This is a genomic window from Roseiconus nitratireducens (assembly GCF_008629675.1).
GTDB lineage: Bacteria > Planctomycetota > Planctomycetia > Pirellulales > Pirellulaceae > Stieleria > Stieleria nitratireducens.
Window position 1 is genome coordinate 298,650 of the sequence record NZ_VWOX01000005.1, and the last position, 22,352, is coordinate 321,001.

Sequence of the window (22,352 nt, forward strand, 5' to 3'; positions counted from 1 at the left end):
ACGGCGTCTCCGGCCGCTCTCTCTCCTTCCAAAACAACTCAACTGCACCTCGAGGTGAAGCTGAAAATGGCAGTCAAATTAAGCGAACGTGCGGCTCAAGAAGTCCAGCGGTTTCGTACCGAACACAACTTTGGCGACAACATGGTCCTGCGGATCGGCGTCGCCGGTGGTGGTTGCAGCGGATTCAACTACACGCTGAATTTCGACGACAGTTTTGACGAAAAGGTGGATTCGAAGTACGAATGCCACGGAGTCGAAGTCGTTGTCGACAAGAAAAGCGCCCTGTACCTCGATGGCACCACCGTTGACTGGTACGAAAGTCTGGAAAAACAGGGGTTCACGTTCGAAAATCCCAACGCCGTGAAAACCTGCGGCTGTGGAAGCTCCTTCCAGGCGTAACCCCCCACTTTGGGAATCGTCTCTCGTTCAATGATCTGGCTGATCCGCCAGTACCAGACGCGGATCAGCCCTCTGTTCCCACCGCGCTGCCGTTTCACCCCCAGCTGCAGCCAATACGCGGTGGAGGTGATCCGCAATCGCGGCCCCGTGGAAGGGCTGTTTCGGGCGGTGATCCGTCTGCTGAAATGCCACCCGTTTCACCCCGGTGGCGATGATCCGCCCCCTCCGGCGCGCTGATCTGCCCGCCAGGATAGCGACGGCAGGCTGCCCCCTCCCGCTCCGAGGTCGTGCAGCTTTCCGAGCCTGAAAAAGACGTGCTTTTCTGAAATCCACCCTCCCTCCGGGAGGGTCAAAGGCGAGGCACGAGCCTTTGGGGAGGGTGACTTAAAGCACCTACTGTAGTCAATGACGCTGGACAGCCCTCCCCGCGTCGTCGCAAGCTCCTTCGCGACCCTCCCGGAGGGAGGGTGAATTTCAACGCTTCGGGCAGGCTGAGGCCAGGACACAGACAGGCCGGGACAGAGGCGGCAGTCCGGTGTTGATGTGCGGTTCCCTTGACCGCTTTCCGCGTTTCAGTTGCTCTCGGCCGCGCAGGTCCCTCGGCGGTGCTGGTTTTGGCTTTCCGAGCGTTCGTCACTGCGGGAACCAAACCCGCCCCCGCGGCGTCTCAAACGCAATGTGAAAACGTGCCGGTCGTGACGAATTTTCTCAGTCCTGCCGGTCGTGATGCCGAACTTCCCGTAATGGCCCCTCCGATCCCGCGGTGGCGGCCTGTCCGATTGGGCTGAAGAGTGACGGGAAACCCCGATTTCCCATCGGAACTCCAGTCTTTCCATCCGTCGAATATTGAGTAAGTCGATGTCAGTAGGTCGTCCGTGCCATTCCCGCCGCCGTCGGTTGAGCGAGCTTCTTCGCCGCTTGACCTCCGCAGGATCGACCCCCACACGGCCCGGACGCGCGGCGGGCGAGCGATTGCGGCTGCAATGCTTGGAAACCAGACAGCTGTTGGCGGGCGACTTCACGGGCACCGCGGCGCTCGCGATGGGACCGATTGACGCCCGCGCCGAACTGGTGGCAACCAGCTCCGCCGCTTCCACCGGATTGACGACCCAAACGGCCGCCGAAGGGGAAGCGGCGCCCGACTTGGTCCAATTCGCCAAAGATTTGGACGAAGCCGGCGTGATTTTCTACGGTGCCAACTGGTGCCCCGTCTGCACCCAGCAAAAGCAGTTGTTTGGTGACGGCGGCGACGACTTGCCCTTCGTCGAGGTGACCGGACCGGACCGTACTCCCAATCAGACCGGGATCGACAACAACATTCAGCAATACCCGACCTGGGTCTTTCCTGACGACTCCCGTCAAACCGGACTGCTGACGTTGCAGGAATTGAGCACGCTTAGCGGCGTGGCGATCCCGCAGAGCGAAGACCCGACCTTCGAAGCGATTGGGGACCAAACCGTCTTGATCGGATCACCACTGCACATCCCGGTCGACGCTTACGACCCCAACGGCGGGCCGCTGACCGTGACGGTCAGCGTGGACAACCCGTCGCTGCTGGAAGCCAGCGTGGTCACGGGCAACCGTTCGATCCGCATCGACATGGAAACCTACGGCGACATGATCTTTGAACTGTTCGAACAGCGGGCTCCGACCGCGACCGGACGGATCATCGAGCTGGCCGAGGACGACTTCTACGACGGCATCATCTTTCACCGAGTCATCGACAACTTTGTGATTCAAGGCGGCGACCCCACCGGAACGGGCGCCGGCGGATCCACGCTGGGAGACTTTGACGACGATTTCCATCCCGAGCTGCAGCACAACCGCAGCGGCGTGTTGTCGTTTGCCAAATCGTCCGACGACACCAACGACTCACAATTCTTTGTCACCGAAGTGCCCACGCGTTTCTTGGATTTCAACCATAGCGTGTTTGGCCAGTTGATCGAGGGTGACGACGTTCGCGAGGCAATCAGCGAACATGCCGTGGACGACGACGATCGCCCGACCACCGATATCGCAATCAACACGATCGAAGTCTTCAACGACACCGAGAACTCATTGGTGATGCTGAAGGCGACCGGCAGCGGCGTCGGCACCACCAACGTCACCATCACCGTGACCGACAGCGATGGGAACTCGTACGACGAGACCTTTCAGGTGGACGTCAACAACGACACTGCCAATAGCCAGCCGTACTTGAACGAGATCACGGTGCCCGACAAGTTCGCCCCCGGGTCGCCGGCCACGTTGCAATTGTCTCACACGGACATCGAGGGGGATGCGGTGACCTATGCCGCCCAGGTCGCCAGCAGCGGTACCGGGGCGACGGCAACGGTCAGCCAGAGCGGTTTGGTGACGGTCACGCCGGCCGCCGGTTTCACCGGGGTGGTCGATGTCTTCGTGAGCGTTCGTCCTGGGCCGGGAGTGACCGGCAACGGCGACAACGACTTCGATTCCCAACGATTGCAGTTCAACTTCGAAGGCGAACAAGCCCTGCCGGCGCCCAGCAACCTGGACTTGCAAGCCGGCAGCGACACCGGTGCCAGCAGCACCGACAACATCACCAACGCCGGCACGTTGGCGTTCACCGTCGACGGGGTGACCAGCGGGGCCAAGGTCCAATTGATCAACGTTGCCACCTCCGCCGTGCTGGGAGAAGCCACCGCGACCGGCAGCAGCGTCACGGTGACGACCAACAACATCGCCGGCCTGGGAAATGGCAACTACCGCGTCGCGGCGCGGCAAACCCTGGGTGGTGAAGTCAGTGCCCAATCGGGTTCGATCGTCATCACCTACGATTCAACCGCTCCCGCCTCGGTCATCGGCGGTGCCAACCGGCGCGCCAACGTCGGACGTGACTACGAAACCGACCTGATCAGCAGCGAAGAAGGCACGATCGTCTACGCGTTCGACAGTGCGCCGTCGGGTGCCACGATCAACAGCGGTTCCGGATTGATCCAATGGTCGCCCCAGGCGAGCGATCTGGGCGACAACGTGTTCACGGTTTCGACCACCGACATCGCCGGCAATACGCGAACCGAATCGTTCACGGTGAGCGTGGCCGACGAACCAAAGATCGAGGTCAAGCTGGTTGCCCGCGACAGCGACGGAAATGAGATCACCAGCCTGAACGTCGGCGACGACTTCTTCCTGGAGTTCGTCGGGGTTGACGCACGCAGCGGCTTCACACGCGACGGCGTCTACTCCTTGTACGCGGACATCCTGTTCAATTCGTCCATCGTCCGTCCCCAAAGCGACGCGTCGATCGAGTACGTCGGCGATTTTGGTCTGGCCCCCTCGGGCACGTTTGCCACCGGATTGATCGACGAACTGGGCGCGGCCTCGACTCGCACCACCGCGTCCAACGAGGCGGAATCCGTGATCGCTCGCGTCCCGATGGAAGCGATTGCCAGCGGCAGCGTGAACATTCGCAGCGAACCGGCCGACAACAGTGCCAGCGAAGTGTTGCTGTTTGGTGAGGACGACCAGGTGCCCAGCGACGAAATATTCTTCGGCACGCTCAGCCTGACCGTCGGACTGAACTTCACGCTCAACGACGACACGATCACCGTTGCCGAAGATTCCGGCGCCACCACGATTGATGTCCTGGGCAACGACACGACCAGCGGTTCGTCGTCACTGTCGGTGATTTCGGTCACCCAACCGGCCAGCGGCGGAACGGTCACGGTCAATTCGGGCGTCGTCCGGTTCACGCCGGATGCCGACTTCAACGGCACCGCGACGTTCAGCTATCGAGCCGGTGATGGCAGCGGTGCCCAGGATTCGGCCAGTGTGACCGTGACGGTCACCCCCGTGAACGACCCGCCCACCGGAACCGACGACACCTTCAACGTCGTGGAAGATTCCGGTGCCAACCGGCTGGACGTTCTTGCCAACGATTCGATCGATCCCGACAGTGGCGAAACGTTGTCGGTCACCGCCGTCAGCAGTTCCACCGCCGGTGCCACCGTCGTGGTCAGCTCCGACGACGGGGCGGTCGACTACACGCCGCCGACCGGGTTCTCGGGGACCGACACCTTCACCTACACCGTGAGCGACGGCCAGGCAACCAGCGTGGTTTCCGTGACGGTCACGGTGGCACCCGCCGACGCGCCGCCCACGGCGGTCGATGACGCGTTCGCCATCAACGAAGACGCCGCCGAAGACGATTACGACATCCTGCAAAATGATCAACGCGATACCGACAACCAGGCGTTCGTGATCGACAGTGTCGGGACGCCGTCGGCCAACGGTGCGGTGCGAATCAGCAGCGACGGCACGACGTTCTTCTACGAACCGGCCGAGAACTTCTTCGGCACCGAAACGGTCACCTACACGATCCGCGATACCGGTGGCGGCCTGTCGGTCGGCACGGTCACCTTCACCGTTGCGGCGGTCAATGACGCGCCTCCGGTTTCCAGCCCCACCATCCCGCTGGTGCGGGGAAGCGGTGAAACCGTCGTGCTCGCGTTGGATGACTTGCCCGAGAACGTTGACGGCGATTCGGAATCCTTGTCCTTCGTCAATCTGGGCACCCCGTCCGCTGGCGGAACGGTCTCCGTCGATTCCAACGGTGACATCCGTTACACCCCCCCCAGCGCCACGTTCACCGGCACCGACACCGTGACCTTTGAGGTCTCGGATGGATCCGGCACCAACAGCAACGGAACCCTGACCATTGAGATCCAGGAGTTCACCGAACGAGACGTGACCGTCCGATTCAGCAGCAACCAGGCGGCATCGATTTCGAACGCCGTCCGGCTGACCGGTACCAATGCGGTCGGCAATCCGATCGATATGACCGGCGAGCTGAACGACGACCTGTCGATCGTGTTTGCCGACCTGCTGCCGGGACAGTACCAGGTGGAAATTCCTGCGATTCCATTCTTCAGCGGAGCGGAGCAAGCACAAACCTACGCGATCAATAGCACCGCCGATTCCGGAGACGCGGTCATCGACGCTGCCATGGGACGGCTGCGACCTGAATTCTTGTCGATCCAGGATTGGCTCGGATCCACACCCGCCCAGGCGGTGCTGGCTGCCGTTGCCCCCGGACAATCAGCTACCTATGCGGTACCGACTTCGACCGCCTCCGATTCCATCTCCGATCCGGTGGTGTCGATGAATGACGCGGGGACGTCCCTGACCATTAACGGCAAAGACGATTCCGATGCCGACGTCACGGCGACCGTGCTCAGTAACGACGGTGACGTCGTCAGCGACCGCGGCCAGGTCGGTGACCTGCGTTTGTTTCGAATCAACGTCGCCTCGGACGCGCTGACGTACAACCCAGTTTCCTCAAGCAGCACGCAATCGGCGGCCACGCAATTGGCAGGCTCGTCCGAATCCGAAACCGCGAACGACGCCGCGTCCGATCAGCTTCCGCCGGCGTCATCGGCCGAGGGCGAGAGGACGACCGGGTCGGCAGCGTCCGCCGAGCCGTCAGATGCCGTCGCTGAGGCCGCTGTCACCGAAGCTTACGTCCAACCGACTTCAGGATTGGCCGCCGCGGGAGATGGCGAGAGCGAAGCTGCCTCGCGGGCGTCGACCTCCACCGATGTCTCCGCGCCGCTCCTGTCCAGCTCGCTGTTGGCCGCCGCCGGCAGCGGCGAAGGAGAGTTTTCCTCCGACACGGATAAAGCGGCTGAATCGGCGTCCGACGCCGAATCCACGCCCCGATTGGGACGACGCCGCCTGCTCGCTTCAGGCCGCGCCGCTTCGTCCGCCCCCGGCAGCGGTCGCTGGTCCCAGAGTGACCAGGCTTCCGGAGAGGCCGCTGGGGCGGATTCTGACGACTCCTCCACGCCGTCGGCCTTGTCCGCCGACGTGGTCGATCGGGTGTTCCGACGTGGGCTGTAGGGGCCGCTGAGACAAGTTTTCTGGGAAAAACTCCCGTCATTTGCCGGCTGAATTGCCGATGGCGAGTTGGCTGTTGGCGGGACCGGCATCGCCGCTGACCGAGCATGAGACCGCCAAAACAGGCAAAAAGCCCCTGTTTTGGCGGTTTTTTCGTGATCTGTGCTCCCACGGCCGAGCTGCCGAATCCCCGCCGGAATGCCGGCAAGTCGCCTTTGAGCCCGCAAATTACCGGGTTTTTTGCCCTAGCCGGGTTGCAACAACGCGAGGCGCCGCATAACACTTGGCCCCGTCAGATACATGGGGAATCACGCATTCCCGTCTAACTCTTCCTGCAGAAGTAATCAGAAAAGGTTCCCGCAAATGGCTAAAGCTCCGCCGAAAGCTCCCACCAAGACTCAGATCATCGCCAACATCGCTGAGTCGACCGAATTGTCGAAAAAGGACGTCGCCGCCGTCTTCGACGCTCTGACCGATGAAATCGCCAGCGAGATGGGCCGCACCGGCTCGGGTCAATTCACCATCCCGGGGCTCTGCAAGATCCAACGCAAGGATGTTGAAGCCAAACCCAAGCGGAAAGGCCGAAACCCGTCCGACGGCAGCGAGATCTGGTTGAAGCCGAAGCCGGCCAGCAAGAAGGTCGTCATCCGTCCCCTGAAGGGACTGAAGGAAATGATCTGAGCGCCGACGCGCCCAGAACACGCCTGAACCAAACAACGGCACGCGGTCATCGACTGCGTGCCGTTTTCTTTTGCGCCCCTGGTTCCAGGGCTCCCGCCCTGGAACCGGATGCATCGCAGGCTCTGCCTGCCGAGTCCGCGGCACCGGCGGAGCCGGCTCACAGTGCGTTCCCAGGCGGGAGCCTGGAACGAGAACTCCCAACTCCTGGTGCCAAGGCTCCGGCCTTGGTACCGGCTGCATCGCAGGCTCCGCCTGCCGAGTCCGCGGCGCCGGCGGAGCCGGCCCGCAGTGCGTTCCCAGGCGGGAGCCTGGGAACGAGAACGCGCAACTCCTGGTTCCAAGGCTCCCGCCTTGGAACCGGATGCCACGCAGGCTCCGCCTGCCCAAACCGGCCCCGAAAAAAAAGCTTGACACCTCTTCGCCAACCGCTTACTGTACTACATCACCTAGTACAGTTGTGAGGTTGTCGCGTGTTTCGCATTCAGATCGTCACCGGAGGCAAGTCGCCCATCTACCGCCAGGTGGTCGATCAGGTCCGCTCGGGGATCGCCGCGGGCAAACTGACCGTGGGCGATCCGTTGCCCTCGGTCCGCGGCCTGGCTGCGGAGCTGGTCGTCAACCCCAACACGATCGCCAAGGCCTATTCGATCCTGGTGAGTGAGGGCGCGGTCGAAAGTCATCAGGGCCGTGGGTTCTTCGTCGCCGAGCAACGGAACATCTACACCAAGGCGGAACGACTTCGACGGTTGGAAGAAGCGCTGCGACCGGCGATTGCGGAAGCCCTTTCATTGGGTTTCGACGAACAGGAACTGTTGGCGCAAACCAGCAAACACTTTCATAGGCTGACCAAGGCATGAGCGACAACGCCATCGAACTTCGCCGTCTGACGCGTTACTTTTCTGGTCGAGCGGTCATCCGCGACCTCGACTTTGTGGTGCCAACCGGCCGTGTCACTGCACTGCTGGGACTCAACGGTGCCGGCAAGACCACGACGATTCGCATTCTCATGGGACTGCTGGCGCCGACGCGTGGCCAGGCGATCACGCTTGGCGAGCCGGCGATGAACTTGCCCATCGAAACGCGGGCCAGAATCGGGTACGCGGTCGAAGGCCATTTCTTGTACCCGTCGATGCGGGTCCAACAGTGCCGCGACTTTCAACGGTCCGGCCACGCCTCCTGGGACGATCGGCTGTTCAACGACATTGTCCAGCACTTTGCGATCGATCCGTCGGCCCGCGTCGCCACGCTTTCCCGGGGCCAGCGTGCCGGGGTTTCCCTGGCTTTGGTACTGGCGCCCAACCCCGACCTGCTCGTCTTGGACGACCCGGCCCTGGGACTGGATCCGGTCAGCCGACGGGCTCTCAACGAAACGTTGATCGAGTTCGCCGGTTCCGGCGGCCGCACGGTCTTGCTCAGCAGCCATCTGTTGGACGACGTGGAGCGGATCGCGGATCGGGTCGCAGTGATGGTCGGCGGCCGATTGAAGGTCGATGCGTCGATGGACGAATTCCGATCGCGCGTCAGCGCCTTCGTGGTGCGGGCGGACTCATTCGATCCGGCACGCATCGCCGCGGTCCCGGGCCTGGTGGAGGCCCGTCGCTGGGGCGATCGCATGACTTTGACACTTGCCGACCGAGACTCGGAATCCGACGCCGCCCTGGCAAGATTGGGTGCCGAGGAAATCGAACCGGTTGACCTGAATTTCTCCGATGCGGTGCTTTCCTACCTGACCCGGGAACGTGCCGACGGCTCTTTCTTTTCCACTCCGCTTGCTGCGAACCACGCGGACTGAGGTGTCTGACCATGATGACTCTTTTCCGAAAAGAATTCTTTGACGCGTTGCGTTGGGTTCCCCTGGGTGCCATCGCGGCCGCGGTGCTGGTGTGGATCAATCTGCCGACACAGTTGTACACGGCGGCCGGTGCGGACCAAACCTTCGTGACCCAACTGGGGTTGGCGGCGGCATTGATCGCGTTTGCTCTGGGACTTCTTCAGTCCCTGCCCGACACCAGAACCGAATCGCGGGGTTATCTGCTGCATCGAACACTGACTCCGGCCAACATCTTCTGGGCGAAGGTGGGCGCCGGACTGGTCGCCTATGCAGCTTCGTTGATCATCCCGGTTGCCCTGGCGGCGGTTTATCTGGAATCCAAAGGTCTGGAGACGCTGCCGACCAGCGCCGAACAGCTGGTCCCCTTCCTGTGCTACAGCCTGCTAGTGTTCTTGCTCCACCCGATGGCCATTTGCATCGCCAATCGAGACGCCCGCTGGCTGGGCACCCGGGTTCTGCCGATGGTGTTGTTGGTTGCCGCACTCTTCTCGGTCGCGGTGGCGATCCAGTCGCGATTTCGTTGGAACGATGTGGGCGTGCTGCTGCTTGTTTACGTCGGTTTGATCTGGTTGGTATTGGACGCCAGCCGCCACACGTTCGCGGTGGAATCTTTCTTGCCGCCAGCCTCCGCACGACGCCGATATCGTTTTTCGCTGACCTCCCTACTCCTGCTCTCGTCGCTCGTGTTGGTCGGCGTGGTGGTCGTAACCGTCGTGCAATCTTTTCCGGTTCCCGTCCAGGATTTCCGCCAATATCGATTCGCGATGGATCGCGAGGGAAACTGGCAGCAATTGCAACTGGACCGATCGCGTTCGAATTGGAATTCGGTCGACTATGCGCTGCGGTCACCACAGGGCAGCACCGAATTTGAACCCCTCGACGACGACTGGCGGGGCGCTCCAATGACCGCGCTCGCGGACGTCACGTTGCCCGAGGGGATCGCCGTCTCACCATTCGTTTACGCGGGCACCTTTGCGTCAGGTAGCGACGGCTCTGCCAATGCAATGGTGATCCATCACGACCGAGTGCTTGCCTATGTGTCCGGAATGGGGTTAAGCAAGGTCGTGACTCCCGATGGGGTCTTTGATACTGCAGCGGATGCGACGGGCCGATTCCGCAAGGTGGTTTTCCCGACCAGTTTCGGTGGCGATCTGGTGGAACAGTATGCCCAGCGAACGAACCCGTTGATCGCTGACGCCGATGGGGTCTATCAACTAGACGTCAACGGCTGGAGCATCCGACAGATCCTGGACACACCGATCGACGGACTCGGCTTGCTGTTTTCCAAAGATTCTGCGTCGGTCTCTTTGTGGACGCGGACGGGCGACACCCTGAACCAATATCGGGTCTCCGCACTTTCCGGAGAGCCGCAACCGCCCATGCTTGACGACCCCAGTTTGTATCAGCTGCCGGTCATGACGCTCGACCTGGTGGCGTCCTACCCCATTTCCCCGGTGCTTCCCGAGGAACAGATCCAGGTGATGCAATCGCCCGACGGCACTCACGCCGTGGCGAGGCTGAACCTGCGCACCAATGCGGTGCGATACCGGACGCTGGAACCAAGTGCCGTGACGGAACTTGACGCGGTTCAACTGCCCGCGAACGAATACGGAAATCCAGAAGACGCTGCCGTCGCCTGGGGCATTCCACCGGCACTGTCCTCCGTGACGGCAGCATTGGCCCACTTCCGTCGATGGGACCAAACGTCTGATTTGGACTCCACCAAGTTGATCCTCTACATCTCGCTTCACGCGATCCTGGCGGCCTTGGTGGCATACTGGTTGGCATCGTCGCGGGGGCTGGGACGGACGGGACGCGTCGGATGGACCCTGCTGGCCTTGCTGTTGGGTTTTGGAACGTTGCTCGCCATGATCGCCACGTTTCCCAAGCCGGTTCGAGTCGCCTGCCCGCGTTGCAATCAACCGCGACGGGTGGACCTGGAAAACTGTGAGCACTGTGGAAAGCCCTGGGAGCATCCAGCGCCGGAAGGAATTGAGATCTTCTCCGACGCCATTCCCCAGACCGCTCAACGATCGGAAACGGTCTCTTAACTGGACAACAACAGCACAGCGTGCCGACTTGCCACCGCCTGGCGACGGCAGCTCCGTCGACTTCGTCGATCAATGATTGGGTGGGTGTGCCCGCAAACCACGGTACAGCCGATCGAACGCATCCGCACCTAATCGCAACCCCTGCACGAGCAACGGTCGCTGCCGCGGGTCTTCCCACTGGCCGACCGCAATCTCAAACAGGTCGGCGGCGTGCTGTTTGTCGATCTCCGCGTGCAGCTTGTAATGCACCAAATCATCCTCGGCGACCCAACCGTGCTGCACCACGCAACGACCGATCAACGCCGAAAGGTCGGCAAATGCGTATTCGATGATTCCCAGGCAGCAGGCGGCCGTCGCCACGCTTCGCGTTTGACACACCCCCATCAAGGTTGCATTGAACGCCAGCACGGACGGTCCCGCTTCCTCGGCCGCTGGTCGTTCACCGCTGCCGCCAATGGTGCCAAGAAACTGACGGAAGGTGGCTTCGTGAAATGCGTCCGGATGAAATCCCCCGTGTTCCTCGACGATGTTTTCCAGCAGCCCCAGCCGCTGCTCGGGCAACTCCAAGCGCGCCGCCAGCGCCATCATCGGGCGCGAGAAGTATGCTACGGCGAAATAGAATTGCCGCTGAGACATCAAAAACTCGGACCGCGATAGTTCTCCGGAAGCCAAATCTTGGAAGTAGGCGTTCTCCAACAATCCCACGTCCTGAATTACTTGGTCGGCCGTCTGAACGATCGGCAGGGTACGGCGGCGGGTGGGTGGATGCATACGTCTGGGTTCTCATTAAATCTGGGCAGTATCGATCGACCAGGCGTCAAGCAAGGGCGTCGTTCCGGAAAGGTCTGCTGCGAAAACCGTGGCGGGGGCCTGGGTAATCTTCAGCGGTGGCAAAGCGTCCATGAATTCCGCCGTCTGGTCTCGCGGAACCGCTACGAACAAAGCCGGCACCGCCGCATCCGAGCAGCGACCACAAGCGACGCGGATCAATTCGCTTGCTGCCGCGATGTTCCGATACCCGAACGATGTCAGGTGCGCCGACACCATTTCGCTGCCGTCCTCGCGAAACAGCCGTTTGGCTTTGCGGGTGTCTTCCAAGACCGCAACGGCCGAACCCTCTGCGTTCGTCAGGCCAACGGGACGCATCTGGCTGCGCAAGTTCGATTCACCGCCGCGGAGATAGTGTTGGTTCGAAGCCATCGATGCTCGCGCCGCTTCGACGGAATCAATGGTCACCGTGGTCCCACATCGATGCGCGACGGACGTTTGGTCATAGGCAATCCTCATCACCATCAGCTCGGCGACGCGGCGAAAGGGAACAATGTTTTGCCGACCGGTGTAGTCCGATGGCAATCGAGAGGTTCCCTCCATGACCACCGAAAACGCGACCGCCGCCCGTCCCCCGACCCACTGTTCTGCGGCGCGGAAAAGCGACAGCAGGACGCGCCCCGGGCGCAATCCGGTCGCACGGATCTTCAAGTCGGACAGATACGCGGCCAGAACGACTCCCTGCCCGGGCACATGCAACGGGCTCAGAGAAACGCTGAGGACTCCGGCGATTCGTTCATCGGTCGTTGCCACGAAGCACCGCGCGTCACCGATCGCCCGAAAGAAGCGGGTGTAGTCGCTACCGTGAGAGATGCGAAACCAGGCCGCACCGCCCAACGGGTAGCGGAACTCGGACTCGAAGTTTTCCAACGCGATGCCCAACGCCGGATCGGGATGCCCCGCCAAGATTTGAACGTTCACGCCAACGTGCCCACGTGTAGCGAACGGTAGAAGAAACTTCGATCCAGTTGATGTAGATCAGCCGATAACCTGCGATCCCAGCGGATGTCGGTGGGAAGCGAAGGAATGTCCAGGCAGGAATTCAATTGACGGATCACAATTCGACCGCCCGGCATCAGACAACGTGCCGCGTCCAGCAACAAGGCTTCGGCTTGCGATGGCGAAATCCAATCGAGAATGTTCGACAGGTGGATGAGATCGAAATAAGAATCCGGCTGTCCCCACAACACGTCGTTCATTGCACCGCAACTGTAGCGAATCGGACAAATCGACCGGGTTCGCGGCTGTTCCAGCCAGGGCCAGCGGACGACGCGAAAGCGGCCCAGGAAAATTTGGTGCAGATACGGGTTCTCGCAGGCAGGTCCGCTGGCAAGTGCCGCTCGCGTTTGCTCCAAAAAATGTTCGGCGAACGGCTGACGACGGTTGGAGGTTGCTTCCGCCCCGAACAGCTTGACCAACGTCTCCAGATCCATCACCGAACGCATCGCGCGGTCCAGCGCGGTCCCCAGCGGCGTTTCCGGCGCCACCATCGCCGTCTGGCGATCGACATCCCCCAGGGACATCAGCAACTCCAGCTCGTCGGCGTGTTCGGCCAACAGGTATCGCAATCTGGCAAACAGCCACTCGTAGCGGCCGCAAAAGTCGGGCCCCCATTCTGCCATCAAGTCAAACGGGCCCAAGGCATCCGGTGCCAGGCCCAGTGACTGAAAACAGCTTTTCAAACGTTCCGCCCGTTGACGGACCGGCATCGGCCGATGTCCCAGCAGCGCAAGCCGACCGGCGGGCGTTGCCACGTTGAGCAAATGCAATTTCAGCTTGCACAGATCCAACTGAGCCGGATTCAGATCCACCAGATGCAATTCCTCCAGTGGAAACTTTGACAACAGGGCGGCGGTCTCTCCGCCGGATGCGATCATCAGAACGCGTCCGCTGGGCCGTCGGCGACGGTGTGACAGCACCATCTCCAACAAGGATTGATCGACCAGCGGATCTTCGCGGACTTGCGCGAACGCCAGTTTCAGCTTCGACGTGTCCTCAACCCAGGTGCCCCCATCGGTTTTTTGATTCGGTTTCCAAAGCACAGCTTCACCTTTGCACCTTGTCGCGTCAGGCATTCTCAATGTTGAATATCCTCAATCACGACTTCCGAAGGGACTGCGTTGCAAGCTCTTGCGAGTGAATTCGACAACGAATTGAAAGTAGGAATCGATCATCGGCGCGTGGCGGTCGACCAGCTGATCCTCGACCGCCAAGTGCAGTCGTCGCAGGTTGTACCAAGGCACACGCGGGAACAGGTGGTGCTCCAAGTGGTAATTCTCGTTGCACATGAAAAACTCTGTCAGGCGGTTCGTCAAAATGGAACGCGTCCCGCGGACCGGGTCGTCCGGTTGCTCCAAAAACGTGTGCTGACTCATCCCGCGAATATTGACCATCGTGTTGATAAACAGCATGGGAATCAGCCAGACGTGCAATAGCGCCGTCGGCGCGATCAACAGGACCGCAGCGACCGCCACCGCCAGCACCAGAAACACCTCGAAGACAATCCAACGCCGATCACTTGGGTTTCCCTGCCGATATCCCAAAATGGGGATCATCGTCACATAAATCGGGTATCCGATCAGCAGACGTAGCCAGTGCATCGCGAATACCAACCACGACCATCGGCTGTAGTTTTCGTAGTGATCCGGATCGCCCGCGTCCCCCAGGTGCTTGTGATGCTGCAGGTGCAACACCTTGTAAGCGGAATAATTCTGTAGTACCGGAATCGCACACAGAATTCCCAGCCAGCGGTTCAGGCTCCGATTCGGTGACAGCACCCCATGCACCGCTTCGTGTGTCAACAGGCTGATTCCGTGCAGCGATGCGGCCGCCAACACGTAGAAGGGCAACGCGGCCACCATTCGCCCCGGGAGCCATGCAACCGCCTGCTGGATCCACAGGATGGCGGCGCCGCTGAGAACGTACGTCACGACAAAGACGGTCGCGCGCGTCGCAGACTGGTTGGTGTGCGTCTGCAATTGTTCCAGCAATGCCGTCTGGATTTGGATTCCGTGCGAAACGGACGTTGGTTCAGAATGATTCACGATTGCATCCCGGCCAATGAACCAAAAAATCGGACGTTCTGGCTGACTTCGGCCACTTCTTGTGCCGCCCCATTTGCTAGGGAGCCCGCTGACGCCCGAACTTATCTACCTTTCTCTTGATTTTGACAGATTTTTGACACCCCGAGGGAGTCCGCTGCAACGCGGTGAAGAATCTGGCGGATTTGGAGAGCGCAGCCGCTGATTGGGACGCCACCGGTCCGTCACGGCCGGGTCGCCGTCAGGTCGGCATCCGGGGCCGGCAAATCCATGGTTTTCGCAATCGTCGGCTGCTGCTTCTGAGACTCGCCACGCGTGATTTCACTGTCAAAGGTCAGCGACTGGGGATTGTGTTGCAGCCACCATTGCCGCGCGTCTTCCGGCGTCCACCGTCCCGCATCCGCACAGTTGGCCAGAGCATCCCGCAGTTGCGTCACGTCGGAATAACGTGACTCCGGCTTTTTTTCCAAGCACCGTCGGAGCACCGCCTCCAAGTCGCTGGGAACATCATCATTCCAATCCTTCATTGCCGGCACCGGCGCGGTCCGATGCTGCAACAAGACCTTGGAAATCGAATCGTCGACAAACGGCGGTCGACCAGTCAATAAAAAGAAGCCCACCGCGCCCAACGAATAGATGTCCACCCGACAATCAACGCCATCATAGGACAGCGCCTGCTCGGGTGACATGTAGGCCGGTGTTCCTGCAAACCCGTTGCCGGAGCCGCTGCCCGAGGCGGTTTGGCGAACCAGTCCAAAATCCAGCAGCTTTCCCACGTCAAACACGCCGCCCCGCTCGGCGGCGAAGATGTTTCCGGGCTTGATGTCGCGGTGAACCAATCCCCGGCCGTGAGCCTCCTGCAACGCATCGCACATTTGCATCAGAAAATGCACGCAGCGTGACGGGGGAAGCGTGCCGAAACGCTGCACGATCTTTTGCAGATCCGCACCGGGCAACAGCTCCATCACGTAAAAAAAGGTGCCGTCTTCGGTTCGCCCGTAGTCGTAAACCTCGATCGAGTTCCAATGGGACAGCAGCGCCGTCGATTGCACCTCTTGCTCAAACCGTTCGATCACCGATTCGCTGACACCAGAACCCGCTTGCACCAATTTGATGGCGCACGGGCGTTTGAGCATCCGGTGCTCGGCAAGGTACACGGCGCCCATTCCGCCCGTGCCCAACAATTCTTTCAACACGTACTGCCCCAATTGCTTTGCCTGGAATGCTTCTTGACGCACACCATGGATCACGTGGCTTCCGTAGATCGCAATGCCGGCTGCGACCAGGGTCTCTGGGATTGGCTTGTTCCACTGGACCGATTGGCTGATCGCTGCCACATCTGGATTGAACGACTGCAAAACCAGACGCAACGCGAGGGGCACTAGAGAAACGGGCAGCAGGACGATGCAGGCCCGCCGCCAAGTGTTGGGAATGAACAACCCGTACGTCAGGATCGCCAGACAAAACAGAGTCAATGAGAACTGGGAAGCGATCAGGGACTCTCCGACATCGCCCGCCGCGGCGGAACTTTCGATTCGGATCCACGACAGGATCGAAATCTGCACGATGATTGCCAGGAAGCAAGTCAGTTCGATCCATCGCAGCGGGCGGATTGAAAGCTTGCGACCGCTGCGCAGCAAGAGAAACGCCGTCAACAGGACCGCCAAGACGGAAACCCGCATGGGCGTCATCGACAATCCGCCGTGGATCGTTGACAACAGCCCCAACACTACCAACACCAAACTGATTGCGGTGTAGGCCGTCAGGCGTCGTCGCAACAGCCGTGCCGTTTCAGTGGTGAAGCCACTGACGCCGGACAATTCGAATCCGATCTGCGGCGATGCCTGAACCGCCCCATCCCCGCGCGAGTTCGCCGACACTGGATTTGCCGCCCCGCGACCGTGCGAACTGTCAATCGTCGGTGCGGGCTCGGGGACGTGGCTCATGGAGTTGATTTCGGCGAGAAACAAAGCGAGGCAACGAAGCGGTGCGTCGGGAGGGCCAAAGGACCGGGGCGCACCAACCGCGGCGGATTCAAACCGGCAGAGACACTTGCCATCTCCACCCCCGCGTCCTGCGTCGATTTCAAGGTCGCTCGGGCCGGTCCCAACCGCACCCCTTCAGCCGCCCCGCGATGCAAATGGCGGTCCATTTCCACTACCGTCCGCGGCGTGCTGCTTTGGCGCCAGCTTGACGTACCGCGAAACCGCAAACGCTAGAGTGTAACCGGCGATCAAATCGGCCAGGTGGTGCTGATAAGTCAGCCAGGCGGAAAGGGCGATTCCGGCCGCCCACAGGTGGAAAAACACGCCGACTTTGCGATCGCAGCGATACACCGCCGTGGCGCAAAGCACCGCGTACGCCACGTGCAGCGAAGGCAACAGGTTGTAGGTCAAGTTGACGTGATCCGCCCACTGAAATGCCCCGGCATACCAGCCAGAGACGTTTGGGACTTCAAACGCCAATTGGCTGGGCACCGCCAAAAAGCACAAGCCCGCCACCACCGTGGTCCAGATCATTTGGACCACGAACCGATCCAGCGAGCGCTTGCTGCGCAGCAGGAACGGAATCACGGCAAACATGACATAGATGGAGGAGTATCCCAGGGTGAGCTCGGGAATGAAGGGGAGTGACTGTTCGCACGGCAGGTCGACACGAACCCGTCTGCGGTGCAGCGACGTCAAGTAATCGGCGCCTCCGTACACGACCAGGAACAACGCCAGCAAGCCGATCGCTGAAACCACCGCTCGCAAAAACTGCCAGCCGGAGGGCAGCGCCAGCAGCGGTGCTTGGGAACAAACCGTCCGATCGATCCCTTCATCCACTCAGTCGAACTCTCTCTGTCATGGTCATTGGATCTGATGCACTGCTAGATCGGGTGCACTGCGATCAACCAGGCGACCGCGTCAATCCCATCACGCCGGTCAGCGGAACTCGCGTTCTTCACCAAAAATGACGCCCGGCAAGTAGATCACCAGTCCGATCAGCGCCGCAACCATCCAGGCAGCGACGGGTCCCACTGCGGGAACTCCCAAAGCCGGTCCAAACAAAATCACCAGCGTGGCGACCACCGCAAAGGGAGTCATCCGCCATCCGGAAACGAAGGCGGAAAAACACAACAACACGCCCGCAATTCCAATCGACCAGACATTGGTTGTTCCGCCGAAGGCATCGGCCTGGGCATCGGTGGAAAGCGTTTGCAAATCCAAGTCGCCCTGATGCACCCGTGACACGACTTCCTGGCTGAGCAATCCGGTCGACTGGGCGGCCAGCGAAAACGTCAGCAGAAGCAGCGAACCGACCAGCATCCGCGTGTAGCCGGAGAACGCAAACTTGACCGCAGCGTAGCGGTCGCGAGGTCGCACGTATTTGCCGCTCCGAGCGTCGGCCAGCATCGCCTTGATCCGCTGTCGTTTGGCGTCGGCTGCAACGCGATCGTCTCGACCGGACGTGTCGGTCACGTAGCGAGCCGATTCCATCAACGCCGAAGCCATCTGCCATGCCTGCTGGCGTGCTTCGGCTTGACTGATCCCCTGGCTGACCAACGAACGTTGCTCAATCTTTGCCAATTCGCGCTGTGTCTTTGCCTTTCGCTTTCGTTCGATCTTGGTGGCCAACTTTCGGCAAATGCGATCTCGCAAGGTGCTCGCCTGGGTCGGCCCGGTGAACGTGTTGTCCAGCGTCAGTCGACGCCGCATTTCCGCCATGGCCGAATACCCGAACAGCGCCTCGTACGTGGGCCGCCAATCGCCGCCGGCGTAGCGTGCCAGAAAATCTCTCAACCCGCTCTCCTCGGCCCCATCGATGCGAAGGTCTCGAACAAACTTCTTGACTCCCTCCAGATCCGCTCGGCCGGCCTGCTCGGAAGCAACCGAAATGCCGAAGTGGTAGGCGGTACCGAGCACGAAGCCGATCACCACACCGGCCAAAGTCCCCAGCGTCAAACCGCTGACCAGTATGACCGCCACTGCGACGATCAATCCGAACGCACCGACCGCCAACTCGAACCACCCCAGCAATCCGATCCATCGACGCAAGTGCTCGACCGTTGGGCTGGCATGCGCAGCAAGCGTCCAGACCAAAGCCGTTGTGCAAGCCGCGACGAAGATGGACGGTCCGAACAGAATCCAGCGCACTGAAAACAGAGGACATAGCACCATCAGCACCACGGCGGCGGACGCTAACGCGTACACCAACACGTCCGTGGCCCGTTTGGCCTGCTGCGTCTTGGCGTAGGCGGACGAAAGTTTCTCCCATCGATCGGCCTGCTCCCGCGTGGGAGTGAACCCGGTGAGCGCTTCCACGCCCAGGTAGTCTTGCAGGTCATCGATCATCTCCGCCAGCGCCGCGTATCGATCGGCCGGTCGTTTTTCCATGGCCCGCGCGACGATCGCGCTAAGCTCCTCCGGAATCTTTGCGTCGGCTTGCGACAATTTCGGCAACGGAGCCTTGGCGTGCTGGCGAGCGACCTGGGAAAGATCACTGCCTTCGTAGGGTGGGCGTCCGGTCAGCAGGAAAAACAAACTGCAACCCAGCGAATAGATGTCGGCGCGATGATCGACGGTCGATGCGTCGGCGGTCTGCTCGGGCGCCATGTAGGCCGGCGTGCCGACCGCGGTTCCCTGAATGGTGACCTGCGTTCCGCTCTCGATCCCGTGGCGTGGATCCGGTCCGACGACGAATTGCGGGTCCGCCATGTCTGGGACCTTGACCAATCCCAAGTCCGCGACTTTGACGACGCCATCTTCGCTTAGCAGCAGGTTCCCCGGCTTGATGTCACGATGAACCATCCCGTTGCGATGGGCAAACTGCAACCCCCGAGCGGCCTGCAGGATGTACGTTGCCGCCAGCTTCGGATCCAGCCGCCCTTTGTCACGCACCAGATCGGCCAGAGAACCGCCCCGCACCCACTCCATGCTGAAGTAGTGTTGACCGCTGTCTTCTCCAAAGTCGTAGATCTGAACCACGTTGTGGTGCGAAAGTTGCGCCGCCGCATAGGCCTCCCGGGTGAAGCGAGCCAACGACGCCGGGTTCTCGGCCAACCGCCCCCGGATGGTCTTCAGCGCAACATCGCGATCCAACGAAATCTGCTTGGCCTGGTACACGGCGCCCATCGCGCCGCGGCCGAGCATTCGAATGATGCGGTAACCTCCCAACTTCGCCGGAATCGGTGCCAGGTCAGACGAACCGTCCTCTTCGCCGTCGCGATCGGACACCGATCGCGGTCGCAGCTGCCCGTCCGGCGCCCCATCCACTTCGGACGGTCGTGACGCGGCCACACCGGACGGATCGCCGACCGTTGCCGCACGGGTTTTCATCGCGGCATCTTCGCTGCGTCCGGTCACGGTCGGCTGCTTCGGCGATTCAATGTGCAATCGCGGTTTCGATTGATCCGACAAGTCGATCACGAACCGCTTGCCACAGCGTTTGCAAGTCAGCCGAAATCGACCGGGCTTGACCGCCCCCAGCTGGAGCTTTGCCGAACAGTGGGGACATTCGATCTGCATCGATGGGCGGGCGATCTGAGGGGCGGGCGATCTGAGGGGCGATCAGAGACAACGAGGTGAGCGGTGAAACAGGGACAACTCCCATGATACCGGATGACCTTCGCACGGTTCGATCCGCATTGCGGTCGCGATCCCCGCCGCAGCGTGAAAATCGTCGCACACCCGCCGCGGCGGCTTAAATCGGAGGCGTCCAGCAAAGCAACTCCCGATCCGCTGTCGGCCGCCCTGCAACGGTTGAAGGTTATTGGCGGGCACTCGGCGAATCAGAAGGGGCGAGTTCAGCCGCCGAGCCGCTGAACGGTCAATTCGATCGCGGAGATCAGTGCCCTGGCCTTATTCAACGTTTCTTCGTACTCCGCGTCGGGATCGCTGTCGGCGACCACGCCGCAACCGGCCTGAACGTAAACGGTGGAGTCCTTGATGACCATGGTCCGCAGCGCGATGCAGGTGTCCATGTTGCCGCGGTAGTCGATCCAACCCACCGCACCGGCATAGGGTCCTCGCCGATGGGGTTCGATCGAATCGATGACCTCCATCGCGCGAACTTTCGGGGCTCCGGAGACCGTTCCCGCCGGCAGCACCGCCTTGAGAGCATCAAAAGCGTCGAGCCCCTCTCGCAGGGTGCCCTGAACCTCGCTGCTGATGTGCATCACGTGGCTGTAACGTTCCACCACCATGACCTCCGTCAATTCGATGCTTCCGAATCGGGCCACGCGGCCGACGTCGTTGCGTCCCAAATCAACCAGCATCACGTGTTCGGCGCGTTCCTTGGGATCGGCCAACAGCTCCTTTTCGAGGGCCTTGTCCTCCTTGGCCGTTTGGCCTCGACGCCGTGTGCCCGCCAACGGACGTACCGTCACAACGTTGTCCTGCACGCGGCACATGATCTCTGGCGAGCAACCCACCAAGACGCAGTCGGGCGTGCGCAGATAAAACATGAACGGGCTGGGATTGACGACGCGGAGCGATCGATAAATCTCCAGCGGATCGACATCGGTCTTGACCGCCAGCCGTTGACTGGGGACGACTTGGAAAATATCGCCGGCGCGGATGTATTCCACGCAATCGCGCACCGCTTGGCAAAACGATTCGCGGGTGAAGTTGGATGTGATCTCCAACGGGTGTTCCTTCGACGACTCTCGCCAAACCGCTTCGTCCCACACGTCCGGCGTGATTCCCGCGTCGGTGGGAGCGGTGTGGGAAAGCTTTTCGATCGTCGCCTCGACGTTCCCGGTCGCTTGCTCATACGCCGCCGCAGCTTCGTCCGCGTTGCTGACCTTGCGACAATCGGCCAGGGAAACCACCGAAATGGTTTTGTCGACGTGATCGAAAACACACAGGGTGTGGTAAAAGGCAAAATCCAAATCGGGCAGCTGACGATCATCTTCTGGCGCGTCGGGCAGGTTTTCGACGTACCGCACCACATCGTACGCGGCGTAGCCGATCGCGCCGCCGATGAACGGCGGCAACTCATCCAATTGCGCCACCGAATATTGAAAGTACTTGCGAAAGGCGTTTAAAGGATCGGGATCCTGAAATCGTTCGGTCGGTTTTCGACCATTCAGATCCGTGACCGTCACGTCATTCCCGGTGGCGCAAAATCGGAGCGACGGCCCGGCGGCCAGGAAGCTGTAGCGGCCGACCTTTTCGCCCCCAATCACGCTTTCAAACAGACAGGCCCCACCGGCTGAGCGCCCACCGGCGGTGCCGTCCTGCGGACCACCATCCGATGGGTCGACGGGAGCTTGGCGGTCCAGCAACCGAAACGCGGTCACCGGTGTCAGCGCATCGCTCAACAAGCGTCGATAAACCGGAACAAAATCGTGGTCGACGGCCAGTGATTCGAATTCGTCGGAAGTCGGATGGTGCATCGCCAAAGAAGCAATCAATAGAGGGGGTGGAGCAAAGTTGCCGGAAATCATTTGCCGCAGGTCCGCCGGCGTTCGAGAACCGGCACCGGGGGCCCGGAGCATGGGAAAACCGAGCGGCCCCCTGCCTGGTCGGGCTGATCAGATTGATGGGGCTGATCGGATTGATGGGGCTGATCGAGCTGATCGGGTGGGCGAAGCTCGCGGACACGCCCGCGCCCTCCCCACGCGGTGTCAGTCCCCCGGTTGCGTCAGTGTCCCCGCCAGGACGTTCGCCGTGTAGGGGACCG

The 22,352-nt window shown here is 61.1% G+C and carries 15 protein-coding genes; 7 read left to right on the forward strand and 8 right to left on the reverse strand.

Features of this window, described 5'->3' with window-relative positions; translation table 11 throughout:
* Nucleotides 1–66 precede the first annotated feature (66 nt).
* From FYK55_RS11305 to FYK55_RS11335, 7 genes are all read left to right on the forward strand, one after another.
* Nucleotides 67–399: a HesB/IscA family protein gene (locus tag FYK55_RS11305; protein WP_150076508.1), complete on the forward strand. Its 333-nt coding sequence runs from the start codon at nucleotides 67–69 to the stop codon at nucleotides 397–399.
* Nucleotides 400–429: 30 nt separating this feature from the next.
* Entirely contained in the window at nucleotides 430–636 is a 207-nt protein-coding gene (gene yidD, locus FYK55_RS11310; protein WP_201743685.1) for a membrane protein insertion efficiency factor YidD, read from the forward strand.
* A gap of 750 nt (nucleotides 637–1,386) precedes the next feature.
* A complete protein-coding gene (locus FYK55_RS11315) occupies nucleotides 1,387–6,258 on the forward strand; it encodes an Ig-like domain-containing protein (RefSeq protein WP_161604442.1) in 4,872 nt (1,623 codons plus the stop codon).
* A gap of 360 nt (nucleotides 6,259–6,618) precedes the next feature.
* Nucleotides 6,619–6,936 carry an HU family DNA-binding protein gene (locus FYK55_RS11320; RefSeq protein WP_150076510.1) on the forward strand — a complete coding sequence of 106 codons (318 nt, stop codon included), beginning with the start codon at nucleotides 6,619–6,621 and terminating at the stop codon, nucleotides 6,934–6,936.
* A gap of 470 nt (nucleotides 6,937–7,406) precedes the next feature.
* The gene (locus FYK55_RS11325; RefSeq protein WP_201743686.1) at nucleotides 7,407–7,793 is read left to right on the forward strand and encodes a GntR family transcriptional regulator; all 387 of its coding nucleotides are present in this window, start codon (nucleotides 7,407–7,409) and stop codon (nucleotides 7,791–7,793) included.
* Entirely contained in the window at nucleotides 7,790–8,728 is a 939-nt protein-coding gene (locus FYK55_RS11330) for an ABC transporter ATP-binding protein (protein WP_150076511.1), read from the forward strand. Before FYK55_RS11325 ends, FYK55_RS11330 begins: the two co-directional genes overlap by 4 nt.
* A gap of 11 nt (nucleotides 8,729–8,739) precedes the next feature.
* Nucleotides 8,740–10,818, forward strand: a complete 2,079-nt coding sequence (locus tag FYK55_RS11335; protein ID WP_150076512.1) for a hypothetical protein — start codon at nucleotides 8,740–8,742, stop codon at nucleotides 10,816–10,818.
* 69 nt (nucleotides 10,819–10,887) lie between these two features.
* Here the strand turns inward: FYK55_RS11335 and FYK55_RS11340 are convergent, their stop codons facing one another.
* The 8 genes from FYK55_RS11340 to trpE all read right to left on the reverse strand — a co-directional run bounded on the left by FYK55_RS11340 (nucleotide 10,888) and on the right by trpE (nucleotide 22,065).
* Entirely contained in the window at nucleotides 10,888–11,589 is a 702-nt protein-coding gene (locus FYK55_RS11340; RefSeq protein ID WP_150076513.1) for a TenA family transcriptional regulator, read from the reverse strand.
* Between the two features lie 15 nt (nucleotides 11,590–11,604).
* A complete protein-coding gene (locus tag FYK55_RS11345; RefSeq protein ID WP_150076514.1) occupies nucleotides 11,605–12,567 on the reverse strand; it encodes a hypothetical protein in 963 nt (320 codons plus the stop codon).
* Nucleotides 12,564–13,721, reverse strand: coding sequence for a DUF3419 family protein (locus FYK55_RS11350; RefSeq protein ID WP_150076515.1), 1,158 nt, complete (start codon nucleotides 13,719–13,721; stop codon nucleotides 12,564–12,566). The genes FYK55_RS11345 and FYK55_RS11350 overlap by 4 nt, the downstream gene beginning before the upstream one ends.
* Nucleotides 13,722–13,739: 18 nt before the next feature.
* A complete protein-coding gene (locus tag FYK55_RS11355; RefSeq protein ID WP_201743687.1) occupies nucleotides 13,740–14,690 on the reverse strand; it encodes a fatty acid desaturase family protein in 951 nt (316 codons plus the stop codon).
* 221 nt (nucleotides 14,691–14,911) lie between these two features.
* Nucleotides 14,912–16,633: a serine/threonine-protein kinase gene (locus tag FYK55_RS11360; protein WP_150076516.1), complete on the reverse strand. Its 1,722-nt coding sequence runs from the start codon at nucleotides 16,631–16,633 to the stop codon at nucleotides 14,912–14,914.
* 174 nt (nucleotides 16,634–16,807) lie between these two features.
* Nucleotides 16,808–17,512: a phosphatase PAP2 family protein gene (locus FYK55_RS11365; RefSeq protein ID WP_150076517.1), complete on the reverse strand. Its 705-nt coding sequence runs from the start codon at nucleotides 17,510–17,512 to the stop codon at nucleotides 16,808–16,810.
* A gap of 99 nt (nucleotides 17,513–17,611) precedes the next feature.
* Complete coding sequence (locus FYK55_RS11370; RefSeq protein WP_150076518.1) at nucleotides 17,612–20,194, reverse strand: protein kinase domain-containing protein; 2,583 nt, start codon at nucleotides 20,192–20,194, stop codon at nucleotides 17,612–17,614.
* A gap of 278 nt (nucleotides 20,195–20,472) precedes the next feature.
* On the reverse strand, nucleotides 20,473–22,065 hold the full coding sequence (trpE, locus tag FYK55_RS11375) for an anthranilate synthase component I (RefSeq protein ID WP_150076519.1): 1,593 nt from the start codon (nucleotides 22,063–22,065) through the stop codon (nucleotides 20,473–20,475).
* Between the last annotated feature and the right edge of the window lie 287 nt (nucleotides 22,066–22,352).

Bases quoted from the DNA above. Each gene is read 5' to 3' on its own strand.
- FYK55_RS11360 (WP_150076516.1), bottom strand. From the start codon at position 16,633: ATGAGCCACGTCCCCGAGCCCGCACCGACGATTGACAGTTCGCACGGT.
- FYK55_RS11350 (WP_150076515.1), bottom strand. From the start codon at position 13,721: ATGCCTGACGCGACAAGGTGCAAAGGTGAAGCTGTGCTTTGGAAACCG.
- FYK55_RS11330 (WP_150076511.1), top strand. From the start codon at position 7,790: ATGAGCGACAACGCCATCGAACTTCGCCGTCTGACGCGTTACTTTTCT.
- FYK55_RS11370 (WP_150076518.1), bottom strand. From the start codon at position 20,194: ATGCAGATCGAATGTCCCCACTGTTCGGCAAAGCTCCAGCTGGGGGCG.
- FYK55_RS11305 (WP_150076508.1), top strand. From the start codon at position 67: ATGGCAGTCAAATTAAGCGAACGTGCGGCTCAAGAAGTCCAGCGGTTT.
- FYK55_RS11320 (WP_150076510.1), top strand. From the start codon at position 6,619: ATGGCTAAAGCTCCGCCGAAAGCTCCCACCAAGACTCAGATCATCGCC.
- FYK55_RS11340 (WP_150076513.1), bottom strand. From the start codon at position 11,589: ATGCATCCACCCACCCGCCGCCGTACCCTGCCGATCGTTCAGACGGCC.
- yidD (WP_201743685.1), top strand. From the start codon at position 430: ATGATCTGGCTGATCCGCCAGTACCAGACGCGGATCAGCCCTCTGTTC.
- trpE (WP_150076519.1), bottom strand. From the start codon at position 22,065: ATGCACCATCCGACTTCCGACGAATTCGAATCACTGGCCGTCGACCAC.
- FYK55_RS11335 (WP_150076512.1), top strand. From the start codon at position 8,740: ATGATGACTCTTTTCCGAAAAGAATTCTTTGACGCGTTGCGTTGGGTT.